The sequence below is a fragment of the Streptomyces rhizosphaerihabitans genome (genome assembly GCF_025399795.1).
Lineage (GTDB): Bacteria > Actinomycetota > Actinomycetes > Streptomycetales > Streptomycetaceae > Streptomyces > Streptomyces rhizosphaerihabitans.
Genome location: NZ_JAODTZ010000060.1, coordinates 35917 through 50884 on the forward strand (window position 1 = coordinate 35917; position 14968 = coordinate 50884).

Annotated in this window: 15 protein-coding genes; 7 read left to right on the plus strand and 8 right to left on the minus strand. The window is 71.0% G+C overall.

From position 1 onward, the window contains the following. Nucleotides 1–169 precede the first annotated feature (169 nt). The 6 genes from N4G66_RS38580 to N4G66_RS38605 all read left to right on the plus strand — a co-directional run bounded on the left by N4G66_RS38580 (nt 170) and on the right by N4G66_RS38605 (nt 6592). Nucleotides 170–1609, plus strand: coding sequence for an MFS transporter (locus N4G66_RS38580; RefSeq protein ID WP_261708959.1), 1440 nt, complete (start codon nt 170–172; stop codon nt 1607–1609). Nucleotides 1610–1654: 45 nt separating this feature from the next. Further along, the gene (locus N4G66_RS38585) at nt 1655–1852 is read left to right on the plus strand and encodes an Arc family DNA-binding protein (RefSeq protein ID WP_261708974.1); all 198 of its coding nucleotides are present in this window, start codon (nt 1655–1657) and stop codon (nt 1850–1852) included. Further along, entirely contained in the window at nt 1853–2239 is a 387-nt protein-coding gene (locus N4G66_RS38590; protein ID WP_261708960.1) for a type II toxin-antitoxin system death-on-curing family toxin, read from the plus strand. It begins immediately after the preceding gene. Between the two features lie 176 nt (nt 2240–2415). Further along, on the plus strand, nt 2416–4218 hold the full coding sequence (locus tag N4G66_RS38595; RefSeq protein WP_261708961.1) for a DEAD/DEAH box helicase: 1803 nt from the start codon (nt 2416–2418) through the stop codon (nt 4216–4218). Between the two features lie 615 nt (nt 4219–4833). Beyond that, the gene (locus N4G66_RS38600) at nt 4834–5475 is read left to right on the plus strand and encodes an IclR family transcriptional regulator (RefSeq protein ID WP_261708962.1); all 642 of its coding nucleotides are present in this window, start codon (nt 4834–4836) and stop codon (nt 5473–5475) included. Between the two features lie 328 nt (nt 5476–5803). Further along, nucleotides 5804–6592 carry a YlbL family protein gene (locus tag N4G66_RS38605; protein ID WP_261708963.1) on the plus strand — a complete coding sequence of 263 codons (789 nt, stop codon included), beginning with the start codon at nt 5804–5806 and terminating at the stop codon, nt 6590–6592. 3 nt (nt 6593–6595) lie between these two features. Here the strand turns inward: N4G66_RS38605 and N4G66_RS38610 are convergent, their stop codons facing one another. The 7 genes from N4G66_RS38610 to N4G66_RS38640 form a co-directional block, all read right to left on the minus strand. Continuing rightward, nucleotides 6596–6781: a hypothetical protein gene (locus tag N4G66_RS38610; RefSeq protein WP_261708964.1), complete on the minus strand. Its 186-nt coding sequence runs from the start codon at nt 6779–6781 to the stop codon at nt 6596–6598. Between the two features lie 145 nt (nt 6782–6926). Beyond that, entirely contained in the window at nt 6927–7562 is a 636-nt protein-coding gene (locus N4G66_RS38615) for a winged helix-turn-helix domain-containing protein (protein WP_261708965.1), read from the minus strand. Between the two features lie 202 nt (nt 7563–7764). Continuing rightward, nucleotides 7765–8733, minus strand: a complete 969-nt coding sequence (locus N4G66_RS38620; RefSeq protein ID WP_261708966.1) for a glycine betaine ABC transporter substrate-binding protein — start codon at nt 8731–8733, stop codon at nt 7765–7767. Then, nucleotides 8730–9590 (minus strand): ABC transporter permease, encoded by an 861-nt coding sequence (locus N4G66_RS38625; RefSeq protein WP_261708967.1) that lies wholly within the window; start codon nt 9588–9590, stop codon nt 8730–8732. The genes N4G66_RS38620 and N4G66_RS38625 overlap by 4 nt, the downstream gene beginning before the upstream one ends. Beyond that, nucleotides 9587–10798: a betaine/proline/choline family ABC transporter ATP-binding protein gene (locus N4G66_RS38630; protein ID WP_261708975.1), complete on the minus strand. Its 1212-nt coding sequence runs from the start codon at nt 10796–10798 to the stop codon at nt 9587–9589. The genes N4G66_RS38625 and N4G66_RS38630 overlap by 4 nt, the downstream gene beginning before the upstream one ends. Nucleotides 10799–10931: 133 nt before the next feature. Continuing rightward, entirely contained in the window at nt 10932–11579 is a 648-nt protein-coding gene (locus N4G66_RS38635; protein ID WP_261708968.1) for an ABC transporter permease, read from the minus strand. Nucleotides 11580–11602: 23 nt separating this feature from the next. Next, on the minus strand, nt 11603–12073 hold the full coding sequence (locus N4G66_RS38640; RefSeq protein WP_261708969.1) for an Lrp/AsnC family transcriptional regulator: 471 nt from the start codon (nt 12071–12073) through the stop codon (nt 11603–11605). A gap of 122 nt (nt 12074–12195) precedes the next feature. Between N4G66_RS38640 and hppD the strand changes: the two genes are divergently transcribed. Next, nucleotides 12196–13341, plus strand: a complete 1146-nt coding sequence (gene hppD, locus N4G66_RS38645; RefSeq protein ID WP_261708970.1) for a 4-hydroxyphenylpyruvate dioxygenase — start codon at nt 12196–12198, stop codon at nt 13339–13341. Nucleotides 13342–13575: 234 nt separating this feature from the next. On the opposite strand, the gene N4G66_RS38650 is transcribed toward hppD, so the two are convergent. Beyond that, the coding region (locus N4G66_RS38650) for a tetratricopeptide repeat protein (protein ID WP_261708971.1) at nt 13576–14968 on the minus strand (1393 nt) is incomplete at its 5' end.

Sequence of the window (14968 nt, forward strand, 5' to 3'; positions counted from 1 at the left end):
GGGCAGGGGCGCGCGACGCGAGGGCTTCGGGCGTGGCCGGGCGAGGGTTCAGGGCGCGGGTCGTGCGGGGCCGGGGGAGCGGTGGGGAGTGGTCCTAGGGCCAAAGGACCGGTTGATCACCGTCTTCGGACAGGAGTCACGGCGGGGTGCGCACCTTACGCTGACGGGCATGACAGCAGTGGAAGCGCGCGAGGTCGCGACGACGGTTCCGTCCGGGGGGAACGGTGGCGTGCTGAGCCGGCCCTACCGGGCGCTCAGCATCGGCATCGTGTCCGTGGTGCTGGTGATCGCGTTCGAGGCGACGGCCGTGGGGACGGCGATGCCCGTCGCCGCGCGGGAGCTCGGCGGGGTCGGCCTGTACGCGTTCGCGTTCTCGGGGTACTTCACGACGAGCCTGTTCGGGATGGTGCTCGCCGGGCAGTGGTCCGACCGGGACGGGCCGCTGGTCTCGCTGGCCTCGGGCATCGGCGCGTTCGCCACCGGGCTGCTGCTGTCCGGGACGGCCGGCGGCATGTGGATGTTCATCCTCGGACGGGCGGTCCAGGGGCTCGGTGGCGGGCTCGTCATCGTCGCGCTGTACGTCGTCGTCGGGCGCGCCTATCCGGAGCGGCTGCGGCCCGCGATCATGGCCGCGTTCGCGGCGGCCTGGGTGGTGCCGTCCGTGGTCGGACCCCTCGCCGCAGGCGCGGTCACCGAGCACCTCGGCTGGCGGTGGGTGTTCATGGGGATTCCGGTGCTGGTCGGCGTTCCGCTCGCGCTCGCGCTGCCGCAGATACGGCGGCGGGCGTCCGGACACGCGGGGGCGGGCGAGCGTGCGCCGCTGGACCGGCGGCGCATCCGGCTGGCCTTCGGGATCGCGCTGGGCGCGGGACTGCTCCAGTACGCCGCCCAGGATCTGCGCCCGCTCTCCCTCGTGCCCGCCGCGGCCGGTGCGGCGCTGCTCGTCCCGGCCGTGCGCGGACTGCTGCCCCGCGGCACCTGCCGGGCGGCGCGCGGGCTGCCCTCCGTGGTGCTGCTGCGCGGGGTCTCCGCCGGCGCCTTCATCGCCGCCGAGTCCTTCGTGCCGCTGATGCTGGTCACCCAGCGGGGGTTGTCGCCGACGCTCGCCGGGCTGTCGCTCGCGGCCGGCGGCGGGACCTGGGCACTGGGGTCCTGGGTGCAGGCGCGGCCGCGCGTGGAGCCGTACAGGGACCGCCTCATGTTTCTCGGCATGCTGCTCGTCGCTGCGGCCGTCGCCGTCGCGCCGAGCGTGCTGATCCCCGCCGTGCCGGTGTGGACCGTCGCCGTCGCCTGGGCGTTCGGCTGCTTCGGGATGGGTCTGGTGATCGCCTCGACCAGCGTGCTGCTGCTCCACCTCTCGGCCCCCGAGGAGGCCGGCACCAACTCGGCCGCCCTGCAGATCTCCGACGCCCTGTCCAACGTGCTGCTGCTCGCCGTCGGCGGAGCCGCCTTCGCCGCCCTGGGAGGCGGCGCGGTGGCCCACACGGCCACCGCCACGACGTCCGCCGCCCACAGCTCCCACCCGGCCGCCTTCGCCGTGGTGTTCCTGCCGATGGCGGGGGTGGCACTGCTGGGAGCGTGGGTGACGACCCGGCTTCGGGAACGATAAGTGGTACTGCTTTGACCCCATTTCCGGTACCGTCGTGGTATGGCTATGAACCTTCGTCTGCGCGACGACCAGCAGGAGGCGCTCAAGCTGCGAGCCGAGGAAGAGGGGCGCAGCATGCACGCCGTAGTGCTTCAGGCGATCGACCGGTATCTGGAGCAGGAGGCGGACCGGGCCACGGTTCGCCGCCTGGGGGCCAAGTACGCGACGGGCCAGGCCGACCTGCTGCGGAGGCTGGGGGAGTAGATGAAGTACCTCACGGTCCAGGAGGCCCTGGACCTCGCGGAACTGGCGTGCGGGGAGCGGACGCCGGTTGCCGTGCGTGACCTGGGTCTGCTCAGCTCGGCTCTGCACCGTCCGCAGTCCCAGATGTTCGGCGTCGAGGCGTACACCGACCTCTTCGAGAAGGCCGCGGCGCTGTTCCAGTCGCTTGCCGCGAACCATCCCCTGGTGGACGGCAACAAGCGCATGGCGTGGATGTGCACCGTCGTCTTCCTCGACTTCAACGGCACCGGGATGCTCGACGTCGACCAGGACGAGGCGTACAAGCTCGTCATCGAGGTGGCGGCCGGACATCTGGCGGATGCGGCCCTCATCGCATCGCGCTTGAGGGCGCTGCACGAGGCGATGTGACCTCGGTCCCATCCACCGGCGCCCCGGCCTTGTCCGCACGTCGTCGTGAGTCGGGCGCCGGTAGGGTGGCCCGGTTGTCATACGTAGCCGAGCCGCCCGCCCGCCTCCCGTCACGCCACATCTGACGCGCCGCGCGCGGACCCGGACGCTCCCAATCGACACCCAGACCGGAGACCGTGACTACCACCGCCGCCAGCGCCTCCACGCACTCGCATCACCTCTCGCCCGCCTTCCCCGGCCGAGCCCCCTGGGGCACCGCCAACAAGCTGCGCGCCTGGCAGCAGGGGGCGATGGAGAGGTACATCCAGGAGCAGCCGCGCGACTTCCTCGCCGTAGCCACGCCCGGCGCCGGCAAGACGACGTTCGCGCTGACCCTCGCGTCCTGGCTGCTGCACCACCATGTGGTGCAGCAGGTGACCGTGGTCGCGCCGACCGAGCACCTGAAGAAGCAGTGGGCCGAGGCGGCCGCGCGGGTAGGGATCAAGCTCGATCCCGAGTACAGCGCCGGGCCGCTCAGCAAGGAGTACCACGGCGTCGCCGTCACGTACGCCGGTGTCGGCGTCCGGCCGATGCTCCACCGCAACCGCTCCGAGCAGCGCAAGACCCTCGTCATCCTCGACGAGATCCACCACGCCGGTGACAGCAAGTCGTGGGGCGAGGCCTGTCTGGAGGCGTTCGAGCCCGCCACCCGCCGGCTCGCGCTCACCGGTACGCCGTTCCGCTCCGACACCAACCCCATCCCCTTCGTCACCTACGAGGAGGGGAGGGACGGCATCCGGCGGTCTTCCGCCGACTACACGTACGGGTACGGGAACGCGCTGGCCGACCACGTCGTGCGGCCCGTCATCTTCCTCTCCTACAGCGGCAACATGCGCTGGCGCACCAAGGCGGGCGACGAGATCGCCGCCCGGCTCGGCGAGCCGATGACCAAGGACGCCATCAGCCAGGCCTGGCGCACCGCGCTCGACCCGCGCGGCGAGTGGATGCCGAGCGTGCTGCGCGCCGCCGACCAGCGGCTCACCGAGGTGCGCAAGGGCATCCCGGACGCCGGGGCGCTCGTCATCGCCACCGACCAGGACTCGGCTCGCGCCTACGCCAAGCTGATCCGGGAGATCACCGGCTCCAAGGCCACCGTCGTCCTCTCCGACGACACCGGCGCCTCGAAGCGCATCGACGAATTCGCCGCGAGCGAGGACCGGTGGATGGTCGCCGTCCGCATGGTGTCCGAGGGCGTCGACGTGCCGCGCCTGGCCGTCGGCGTGTACGCCACCACCATCTCGACCCCGCTCTTCTTCGCCCAGGCCGTCGGCCGTTTCGTACGGTCCCGCAGGCGCGGCGAGACCGCGTCCGTGTTCCTGCCGACCGTCCCCGACCTCCTCACCTTCGCCAACGAGATGGAGGTCGAGCGCGACCACGCCCTCGACAAGCCCAAGAAGGAGGGCGAGGAGGACCCGTACGCCGAATCCGAGAAGGAGATGGAGGAGGCGAACAAGGAGCAGGACGAGGACACCGGCGAGCAGGAGCAGTTCTCCTTCGAGGCGCTGGAGTCCGAGGCCGTCTTCGACAGGGTCCTGTACGACGGTGCCGAGTTCGGCATGCAGGCCCACCCGGGAAGCGCGGAGGAGCAGGACTACCTCGGCATCCCCGGGCTCCTCGAACCCGACCAGGTACAGCTGCTGCTCCAGAAGCGGCAGGCCCGGCAGATCGCGCACAGCCGCAGGAAGCCGGACGAGGAGGCGGATCTCCTCGAACTGCCCGCCGAGCGCCGCCCCGTGGTCTCCCACAAGGAGATGCTGGAACTGCGCAAGCAGCTCAACACCATGGTCGGCGCGTACGTCCACCAGAGCGGCAAGCCGCATGGCGTGATCCACACCGAGCTGCGCCGCGTCTGCGGGGGCCCGCCGAGCGCGGAGGCGACGGCGGGACAGCTGCGGCAGCGGATCGCCAAGGTCCAGGAGTGGGCCACCCGGATGCGGTGACGTCCGCACGGAGCGGCTTCCGGACGGGTGGCTTGCGCACGGAGCGGCCTTTCGGAAGGGGTGGCTTGCGGGCGCGGTGATGTCCGGACGGGGTGACGTCCGTACGTAGTGGCATCCGGATGGCAGTGGTTTCGGGAAGCCGGCGGTTTCTGGAACCGGCGCGTCTGCCCAGGCGTCCATCGGACGGGGTGACATGGGGAACCGGTTACCTCCGGAGCCGGTGGTATCCGGAACCCCTGGCACGGGGTGCCGAGCCCCTGCCGCGGGGGCGTGTTCCGCCGGGGGAGGCGTGCGCCGCGGCCTGTGCGCTGCGTATACGAGCGGTGTACGCCGAGTGGTGCGCGCCCCACGTTCTGGGACAAACGGAATCAGTCCGTACCAGTGGATGCCCGGATTCTGGACGGAGGCTTCCGCTGAGCGGACCGGCTCGCTACTGTCCCGCTACGCACACGCCCCGTGGCAGCGCCGCCGCGGAGCGCAGCCGTGAAGCGACTGCGCCCGGGAAGAGCCCGGGTTGCCGGCCGACCGGCGGCCTCTGAAGCGCGTCGCCGACGGGACTCGGTGCCGCATCCGCCGTGCGGGGGCCGTCGACCTCACCACTAAGGAGTGGGCGTCGTGACCGCGGAGACCTCTCAGACGCTCGACCGGGGACTGCGCGTCCTCAAGCTGCTCGCCGACACGGATCACGGGCTGACCGTCACCGAGCTTTCGAACAAACTGGGCGTCAACCGGACCGTGGTGTACCGGTTGCTCGCCACGCTGGAGCAGCACGCTCTCGTACGCCGCGATCTGGGCGGCCGAGCCCGGGTCGGGCTGGGTGTGCTGCGCCTGGGCCGCCAGGTGCATCCGCTGGTACGGGAGGCCGCGCTGCCCGCACTGCGAGCGCTGGCCGAGGACATCGGGGCGACGGCCCATCTCACGCTGGTCGACGGGACGGAGGCGCTCGCCGTCGCCGTCGTCGAGCCCACGTGGACGGACTACCACGTGGCCTACCGCGCCGGTTTCCGGCACGCCCTGGACCGGGGGGCCGCGGGCCGCGCGATCCTCGCCGCCCGGCAGGCGCCGGTGGGAGAGCCCGGATACACGCTCACCCACGGGGAGTTGGAGGCGGGCGCGAGCGGGGCCGCGGCGCCGCTGATCGGGGTCACCGGGGTCGAAGGCAGCGTGGGTGTGGTCATGCTGGCGGACGCCGTACCGGAGCGGGTGGGGCCGCGCGTGGTCGACGCGGCCCGAGAGGTCGCGGACGCCTTGCGCTGACCCCGCCCCTCGGTCGCCGACCGCCCGTGCCTCCACCCGGCCACCTGACCCGGCGCCTCCACCCGGCTCCTTGCCCCGGCTCCTTGGTCGGCCGGGCTCTTTGCCCTGGGCCCCTTGCTCAGGACCTCCGGCCTCTTGGCCCGGCTCCTTGCCCCGGGTTCCTTGCCCTGGGCTCCTTGCTCAGGACTCCCGGCCTCTTGGCCCGGCTCCTTGCCCCGGGCCCTTGGTCGGGGCCCCTTGGTCGGGCCCATGGCACCGGCCCGGTTCACGGACCGTCCCGCGGGACCTGTACGGAGGTCTCGCCGGGCGGTGACGTTAGATTGACCCCGTGCTCTCTCGCCTCACGCGCCCCAAGGCCGTCGCCGTCTGCGCTCTCCCCGTCGTGGCTCTGCTCGCCACGGCGGCGTTCGCGCCGCTGCCGTTCTCCCTGGCGCAGCCCGGCCTGACGGCGAACGTCCTCGGCGAGAACAAGGGCGACCCGGTGATCACGATCAGCGGCGCGCCCACCCGGGACACCAGCGGTCAGCTGCGGATGACGACGATCGAGGCCACCGGCCCGGACGCGACCGTCTCCCTCGGCGATGTGCTCAGCGGCTGGTTCGCCACGGACAGGGCCGTGATGCCCCGTGACTCCGTCTACCCGGGCGGCGGCAGCGTCAAGGAGATCGAGCGGCACAACGCGAACGAGATGAAGCAGTCCCAGGACACCGCCACCGAGGCGGCACTCGGGTACCTGCACGAGAAGGGCGACGTGAAGGTCACGCTCAAGCTCGCCGACGTCGGCGGACCGAGCGCCGGACTGCTCTTCTCGCTCGGCATCATCGACAAGCTGGACGGCGACGGCAGCGGCGGCGACCTCACGGGCGGCCGTGTCGTCGCGGGTACCGGGACGATCGACGCGGACGGCAAGGTCGGCGCGGTCGGCGGCGTCTCCCTCAAGACGCAGGCGGCCCGCCGCGACGGTGCGACGGTGTTCCTGGTTCCGAAGGCGGAGTGCTCGGACGCGAAGTCGGAGCTGCCGAAGGGGCTCCGGCTGGTCCCGGTGACCACCCTTCAGGGCGCGGTGAACGCCCTGGTGGCCCTGGAGAAGGACAAGGGCTCGGTTCCGAGCTGCTAGCTGCTAGCAGGCGACGGCCGGCCGCGGCGCGGAGGCCAGCCGGAGGCCGACCTCCACGAGGGTCCAGCCGACGCGGGCGCGCAGCCGGCGGGGGTTCCTGGCCCCGGCCGTGAGCCGGTACGCGTCAGCCTCCGCACGCAGGTCGGCGGCGCGCACGTGCTGCAACTGGAGACGGGTGTCCGGATGCATCGGAGTGACCTCTCTTCGGTGTGATCGAGTCGATGTGATCGTGCGAGGCGAGCCGGTGGTGCGGGTCGTGCGGGTTTGTCCGACTTGAGCGGGCAGGGCAGGCCGAGTGACCCGGCGGGCATGGCGCGGCCCTTGATCGAGCGGATCAGTCGGAGGCCTGCGGGAACACGTGCGTGTGGAAACGCACCCGCTCCGCCTCGGGGTCGTCCTCGGGGCGCTCCACGGCGCAGTAGCTGTCGAGGAGGTCGTGCATCTTCTGGATGAGCTCACGGGACTGCGCCGGTGTCAGACGCATCGTGAAGTCGCTCATGTCGGTGGAGCGGGCCCACTTGTCGGACCAGTCGTCCCGGGTGCCCAGCCAGGTCGACAGTTCACGCGCGTGGGTGGTGGCGACCTCGTGCAGAAACATGTCGGCCGCCCCGCGCACCGCCGGGTCCGGGTCTTTGAGCAGGTCCTCGTCGAAGCCCAGGCCCTGGTGGACCGCCTGCCACCAGCGCTCCCGCCCCTTGCCCCGCTCCGGGGCGTCCTCGACGAAGCCGTGCGTGGCGAGCTGTCGCAGGTGGTAACTGGTCGCTCCGCTGGACTCGCCCAGCCGCTCGGCGAGCATCGACGCGGTGGCCGGCCCCCGCTGGCGCAGGCTGCTCAACAGCTCCATGCGCAGGGGATGGGCCACACCACGCAGGGAGCGGGCGTCGAGGCGCCGGTGCTGTGGGGGTTCCGGCGGCAGGGGTGGCTGCGGCGGGTGAGGGGGTTCCGGGGGAAGCGGGGGCTGCTCCGTCATGCGTACAAAGATAGCGTTGCAAAGAACCCCTTGCAACGGTTTCTTTGCAACCACTTCTTTGGAGCGCGCCCACCGATCCGGCCCAGCCTGCCCCGGCCCCGTCCCGCCCGGCCCCGTCCCGTCGGCCCGGTCCAGCCCCCGTCCCGCCCGGCCCAGCCCGGCCCCGTCCCGCCCCGTGAACTCGCAAGCTCCGTAAGCCGGTTCAGTCCTGCTTGACGAAGCCCTCCTGTGTCATCCAGTCCAGGGCCACCTCGTGCGGGTCCTGGCCCTGGACGTCCACCTTCGCGTTCAGGTCCTGTGCCACCGTGTTGCCCAGCCTCTTCGTGACCGGCTCGATGACCTCGGCGATCTGCGGATACTTCTTCAGGGCCTTGGAGTTGATGACGGGCGCGGCGTTGTAGTTGGGGAAGAACTTCTTGTTGTCCTGCATCACCTCCAGGTTCATCGACTTGATGCGCCCGTCGGTGGTGAACACCTCCCCGTACGTACAACTCCCCTTCTGCACCTGGGTGTAGATGATCCCGGTGTCCATCTGCGTGATGTTCTTCGCCGGGATGTCCATCCCGTACGCCTTCTCCATGCCCGGCAGTCCGTCGGCCCGGTTGGCGAACTCGCTCTCCACGCACAGGGTGACCGCGCTCGGGTCCGACTTCGACAGCGCGGCCACGTCCGACAGCGTCTTGGTGCCGTACTTCTTGAAGTCGGCCTGGTTCATGGCGAGCGCGTAGGTGTTGTTCAGGGCGGACGGCGGCAGCCAGGTGACCCCGTTCTTCGGGTCGGTGTCGTGCACGGCCTGCCACTGCTTCTGGGGGTCGGGGATCGGCTCGCTGTTGCCGAGGTAGGTGATCCACGCGGTGCCCGTGTACTCGTACATGGCGTCCGCGTCACCGTTCTTGATCGCCTCGCGCGCGCCGATCGACCCCTGGATGCCGGTGCGGTCGACCACCTTCGCGCCGGCCGCCTGGAAGGCGATGCCCATGATCGCGCCGAGGATCAGCTGCTCGGTGAACTCCTTGGACGCCACCGTGAGGTCCGCGCCCTTGAGCGGTTCGTCCTGCCCGATGGTGCCGGGCTTGACGTTGTCGGTCATCGGGGAGCCGCTGGTCAGGCCGCACGCGGACGCCAGGACGAGGACCGCGGCGAGGGCCGCGGGGGCGCGGAGCCTGCTCATGTCCCCACCTCCAGCCCGCGCGGCCTCAGCAGCAGTTCCGCCAGGGAGGCCAGCCAGTCGACAAGGAGCGCGAGCGCGACCGTGAGGATCGCGCCGAGAACCAGGACCGGCATGCGCTGGGTGGTGATGCCGGTGGTGATGAGGACGCCGAGCCCGCCGCCTCCGCCGAAGGTGGCGAGCGTCGCGGTGCCCACGTTCAGCACCAGCGCCGTACGGACGCCCGCGAGGATCAGCGGTACGGCCAGCGGCAGTTCGACCTGGCCGAGCACACCCAGCGGTGACATGCCGATGCCGCGCGCCGCCTCCAGCAGGGTCGGGTCGTTCGCCTTCAGACCGGCGATCGTGTTGGACAGGACCGGCAGGATCGCGTAGATCGTGATGCCGATCAGGGCCGACTTCTCGCCGGTGCCGAGCCAGATCACGAGGAGGGCCAGCAGGCCGATCGCCGGGGTCGCCTGTCCCATGTTGGCGATCGTCATCGCGATCGGGGTCAGTTTCCGGAACGCCTTGCGGGTCAGCAGGATGCCCGAGGGGATCGCGATGATCAGCACGAAGAACGTGGAGATCAGCGTCAACTGGATGTGCTGCCACAGGGCCTTGGACACCTGGCCGTTCGACAGGGCGTTCTTCGAGATCGCGTCGAGGTCCGCCTGCTGGAACCAGATCCAGGTGGCCAGCAGCAGGGCGATCAGCACGGCGGGCAGGAACGTCAGCTTCTGCCAGCTGATCCGGCGTCTCGGGGGAGTCGGTGGCGCTTCCCGCTCGCCCCGGCCGTCACCCTCGCTGTCGTCGCGGAAGGCGACCCCCTTGGCCTCGTGCTCGCCCTCGGGGCGACGGGCCGTGGGCGGCGTGCTCACGCCTTCGCCTCCCCGCCGTCGACGCCCTCCTGCTCGAACTGGGTCTGATGGGCGCGCGCCTCCTCCAGTTCGTGCTGGTGCTCCATGGCCTCCAGCCGGCCGGCCTCCAGGAGTTCGTGCACGGAGTTCATCAGGGTCTCCATGTCGACCACCCCGGTGTACTCGCCGCGCCGCCCGGTGACCGGGACCCGGCCCGAGTTGTCCGTCAGCACCGCCTCCAGGGCGTCCCGCAGAGTGGCGTCCCTGGTCACCGTGTCGTGCACCAGCGTGCCCGCCCGCGCGAGCGAGCCCTTGGCCCGCATCAGATCCCCGCGCCGCAGCCACTTGTAGGGGCGGCCCCGCTTGTCGAGCAGCAGGATCTCGTTCGTACCGCTGGAGCGGAGCTTGCCGAAGATCTCCTGGAGCGGATCGTCGACGGTGACCGTCGGACAGCCGGTGATCTCCACATCCCGTACGCGGCTGAGGTTGAGCCGCTTCAGCGCGGCGCCCGCGCCCACGAACCCCGACACGAAGTCGTCGGCCGGATTGGTGAGGATCGCCTCCGGGGTGTCGAACTGCGCGATGTGCGAGTGCTCGCGCAGCACCGCGATCCGGTCGCCCAGCTTGATGGCCTCGTCGAAGTCGTGCGTGACGAAGACGATCGTCTTGTGCAGCTCGTGCTGGAGCCGGATCAGCTCGTCCTGGAGGTGGTCGCGGGTGATCGGGTCCACCGCTCCGAACGGCTCGTCCATGAGCAGTACGGGCGGGTCCGCGGCCAGCGCCCGCGCCACGCCCACGCGCTGCTGCTGACCGCCGGAGAGCTGGCGCGGATAGCGGCCCTGGAACTCGCCGGGGTCCAGCCCGACCAGGTCCAGCATCTCCTCCACCCGCGCCTTGATCCGTGCCTTCGACCAGCCGGTCATCCTCGGCACGAGCGCGATGTTCTGGGCGACCGTCATGTGCGGGAAGAGCCCGGACGACTGGATGGCGTACCCGACCTTGCGGCGCAGCTTCACCGGGTCCATGTCGGTGACGTCCTCGCCGCCGATCCGGATGCGGCCGCCGCTCGGCTCGATCAGCCGGTTGATCATCTTCAGTGTGGTCGACTTGCCGCAGCCGGACGGGCCGACGAAGACGACGAGTTCACCCGCCTTGATCTCCATGTTGACGCTGTCCACGGCGGCGTCGCGGCTGCCGGGGTAGCGCTTGGTGAGGTTCTCCAGCTCGATCGTGGCGCCCGTGGTGGCTGTGGTGGCCGTGGTGGCCGTGGTGGCCGTCGCGCCCCCGGCCGCGGCGCCCGCCGTGTCCGCGGCACCCCCGGGGTCCTCGGCTCCAGCAGGACCCTCGGTGGTCTCGGCGGTCTCAGGCACGGATCCCCCTCGGAATGGTCAGCCGGCCGAGCAGGACGTACGCCGCGTCGAACAGCAGCGCGAGGATGATGATCCCGACCGTGCCCGCGAGCACCTGGTTGAGCGCGTTCTTGCTGCCCAGCGAGCTGATGCCACGGAAGATCTCGTTGCCGAGGCCGGGCCCGGAGGCGTAGGCCGCGATGGCCGCGATGCCCATCAGCATCTGGGTGGAGATCCGGATGCCGGTCAGGATCGGCGGCCAGGCCAGCGGCAGTTCGACGCGCATCAGCCGGGCCGTCCGTGACATACCGATACCGGTGGCCGCGTCGACCAGCGACGGGTCGACCCCGCGCAGGCCGACGATCGAGTTGCGCACGATCGGCAGCAGCCCGTACAGCGTCAGGGCGATCACCGTCGGCGGGACGCCCAGCCCGACGATCGGGATCAGCAGACCGATCATGGCGAGTGAGGGAATGGTCAGAATGGCCGAGGTCGTCGTGGTGGCGAGGTTGCCCGCCCAGTCGCTGCGGTAGGTGACGACACCGATCACCACGCCGATGAGCGTCGCCACGACCATGCACTGGAAGACCGCGCTGGCGTGTTGATAGGCGTCCGTGAGCAGTTGCTCGTGGCGGCTGCTCAGGTACTCCCAGAAGTTCACGCCACGTCACCCCGCTCATCGGTTCAGTGTTCGGCCGCCGCCTGTTCCACGAGCGGGATGATCCGCAGTGGAACCGGGTTCTCCATGACGATCGCCGTGGACGCCCGGACGATGCCATCAAAACCGACAACACGGTCGATCACCCGCTGGAGATCGGCGTTCGAGCGGGCCACCAGCCGGCACAGCATGTCCCCGCCGCCGGTGGTCGTGTGCAGCTCAAGAACCTCGGGCACGGTCGCCAAGTGGGCGCGTACGTCGGGGCCTTGGCCCTGCCGGATCTGGAGCGTCGCGAACGCCGTGACCGGATAGCCGAGCGCCGCGGGGTCGACCTGGGGACCGAAGCCCCGGATGACTCCGTTCGACTGAAGGCGGTCCAGCCGGGCCTGCACCGTTCCCCGCGCGACCCCGAGCCGCCGCGACATCTCCAGAACCCCGATGCGCGGCTCCTTCGCCAGCAGCACCAGCAGCCGCCCGTCCAGATGATCGATCGCCATGCGGGCCTCCGAGATGGTCATCATGTACAGAAAGCCCGCTGTTCCGGGTCTTTCACTGCACACATTGTTCAACCGACAGGCGAACTATTGCGCACCTTGCGGAACGGAGGGAGCCTGCGGCCATGACGCAGACCACACACCACACTCCCGACACCGCCCGGCAGGCCGATCCCTTCCCGGTCAAGGGAATGGACGCGGTCGTCTTCGCCGTCGGCAACGCCAAGCAGGCCGCGCACTACTACTCCACGGCCTTCGGCATGCGGCTCGTCGCGTACTCCGGACCGGAGAACGGCAGCCGCGAGACGGCGTCGTACGTCCTCGAGAACGGCTCGGCGCGCTTCGTGTTCACCTCGGTGATCAAGCCCGCCACCACCTGGGGCCACTTCCTGGCCGAACACGTGGCGGAGCACGGCGACGGCGTCGTCGACCTGGCCATCGAGGTCCCCGACGCGCGCGCCGCCCACGCGTACGCCGTCGAGCACGGCGCCCGCTCGATCGCCGAGCCGTACGAGATGAAGGACGAGAACGGCACGGTCGTCCTCGCCGTCATCGCCACGTACGGCAAGACCCGCCACACGCTCGTCGAGCGGACCGGCTACGACGGCCCCTACCTGCCCGGGTACGTGGCCGCCGCCCCGATCGTCGAGCCCCCCGCCAAGCGCACCTTCCAGGCCATCGACCACTGCGTCGGCAACGTCGAGCTCGGCCGGATGAACGACTGGGTCGGCTTCTACAACAAGGTCATGGGCTTCACGAACATGAAGGAGTTCGTGGGCGACGACATCGCGACCGAGTACAGCGCGCTGATGTCGAAGGTCGTCGCCGACGGCACGCTCAAGGTCAAGTTCCCGATCAACGAGCCCGCCATCGCCAAGAAGAAGTCCCAGATCGACGAGTACCTGGAGTTCTACGGCGGCGCGGGCGTCCAGCACATCGCCCTGAACACGAACGACATCGTCGCGACCGTACGCACCATGCGCGCGGCCGGTGTCCAGTTCCTCGACACCCCCGACTCGTACTACGACACGCTCGGCGAGTGGGCCGGCGACACCCGCGTCCCCGTCGACACCCTGCGCGAGCTGAAGATCCTCGTCGACCGCGACGAGGACGGCTATCTGCTCCAGATCTTCACCAAGCCGGTCCAGGACCGTCCGACCGTCTTCTTCGAGATGATCGAGCGGCACGGATCGATGGGCTTCGGCAAGGGCAACTTCAAGGCCCTGTTCGAGGCGATCGAGCGCGAGCAGGAGAAGCGCGGCAACCTGTGAACCCGTAGAACGGGCAAGTTCTGAGGGCCGGTTGGGCCTTGTGTGTCCGGTGGACGCCCCGGCGGCGTCCACCGGACACACGCGTTCCCGGGGCTACCGACGCGCGTGCCCCAGGGGGTCGGCGACACACGTGCCCCTGGGGCCGGCGACCCGCCTGCTTCTGCGTCCACGGGACCCGCCTGCTTCTGCGTCCACGGGACACGCGTGCTCCGGCGTTCACCGCGCCGCGGAAGGCTACGCGGCGGGAGCCGACGGTTGCCCCGGCGTGGTCGGCGGGACCACCGGGCCGGAAGAGCCGGACCCGGGCGACGACTCCGCCGCCCCGGGAGCCCCCGCCGCGCCCGTCGCCCCCGCCGATTCGCCGGACTCCTCGGACGGTCCGGACTCCTCGGACCCGTCCGACCCCCCCGACGCCGCCGGCGGACCCCCGGCCGGTGGCTCGCCCAGCGCGACCAGGGCCTCCTGGGCCGCGGGTACCAGCAACAGTGAGAAGTACGGGTTGATCCGCAACGCCTCGGCGAGATGCCGGCGGGCTGGACCGGACAGCCCCAGATCCCGCTCGATCTGCCCCCGGTGATACGCGTACGACGCGCTGCGCACACCGCCCCCGTGCTCCGTGTCCGTGGCCCGCACGGCGAAGTCGAGCGCCGCCCTGTCGTCCCCGGCGCGATGCAGCGCCCAGCCCAGCGCGTCCGCCACCGCGATCCCGGGCTGCCGCTGCCACTCGGCGCGCAGCACCCGTACCGCCGTCTGCGGATCGCCGTGGTCCGCCTCGAGAAGCCCGAGGACCGGCTCGTCGTCCACACCTTCGGCGCTCTCCCGCCGCACCAGTTCCCGCAGCAGGTCGTACTGCACGCGCGCGGCCCCGACGAGCCCCAGCTTCTCGTACAGCTCGCCCAGCTCCAGCGCGTAACGCGGCGCGGGCCGCTTGGCGAGCGCCGCCCGGTAGGCGCGCAGCGCCTCCGAATTGCGCCCGAGCGCCGCCAGCGCGCGCCCCTGCCCGGCCAGCGCGTCGTACGCGTCGGCGTCGGTGTTCACCGCGGCCCGGTAGTGGTCCAGGGACTCCTGGCGGTCACCGCGTTCCCACGCGAGATCTCCGGCCTGCTGGAGGAAGGCCGCCTGCTCGGAAGGGGTCGCCGCGCCCGCCGCCGCGTCCGAGATCGCCGCCGCGGCGTCCTCGCGCCGGCCGCGGTCCCGGTACACGCGCGCCGCGACCGCCCGTGCCGCCGGTCCGGAACGCAGGGCGAGCAGCTTGTCGAGGGCCTTGTCCACGGCCTTGTGGTCACCGAGCCCGGTGTACGCGTCGATGAGCGTCGGATACGTCGTCCACCGCTTCGGCGACAGCTTCACCGCCGCCTCGCCCCACTGCTTCGCGGTCCGGAAGTCACCCCGCGCGTCGGCGAGGGAGGCGAGCCCTTCCAACGCCGCCACATTGTCCTTCGGCCGCACGCTCAGCGAGGTGCGCAGCGCCTTCTCGGCCTTCGGGTAGTACACGGCCGCCGCCGTCCGCCGCGCCTGCTCCGTGTATGCGACGCCGAGCACCGCCCACGACACGTCGTCGCGCGGACGGGCTTGTACCCGGGCCTCGCGGTCGTCGATGAGCGCGGCGAGATCGGGCAGCGCCGCG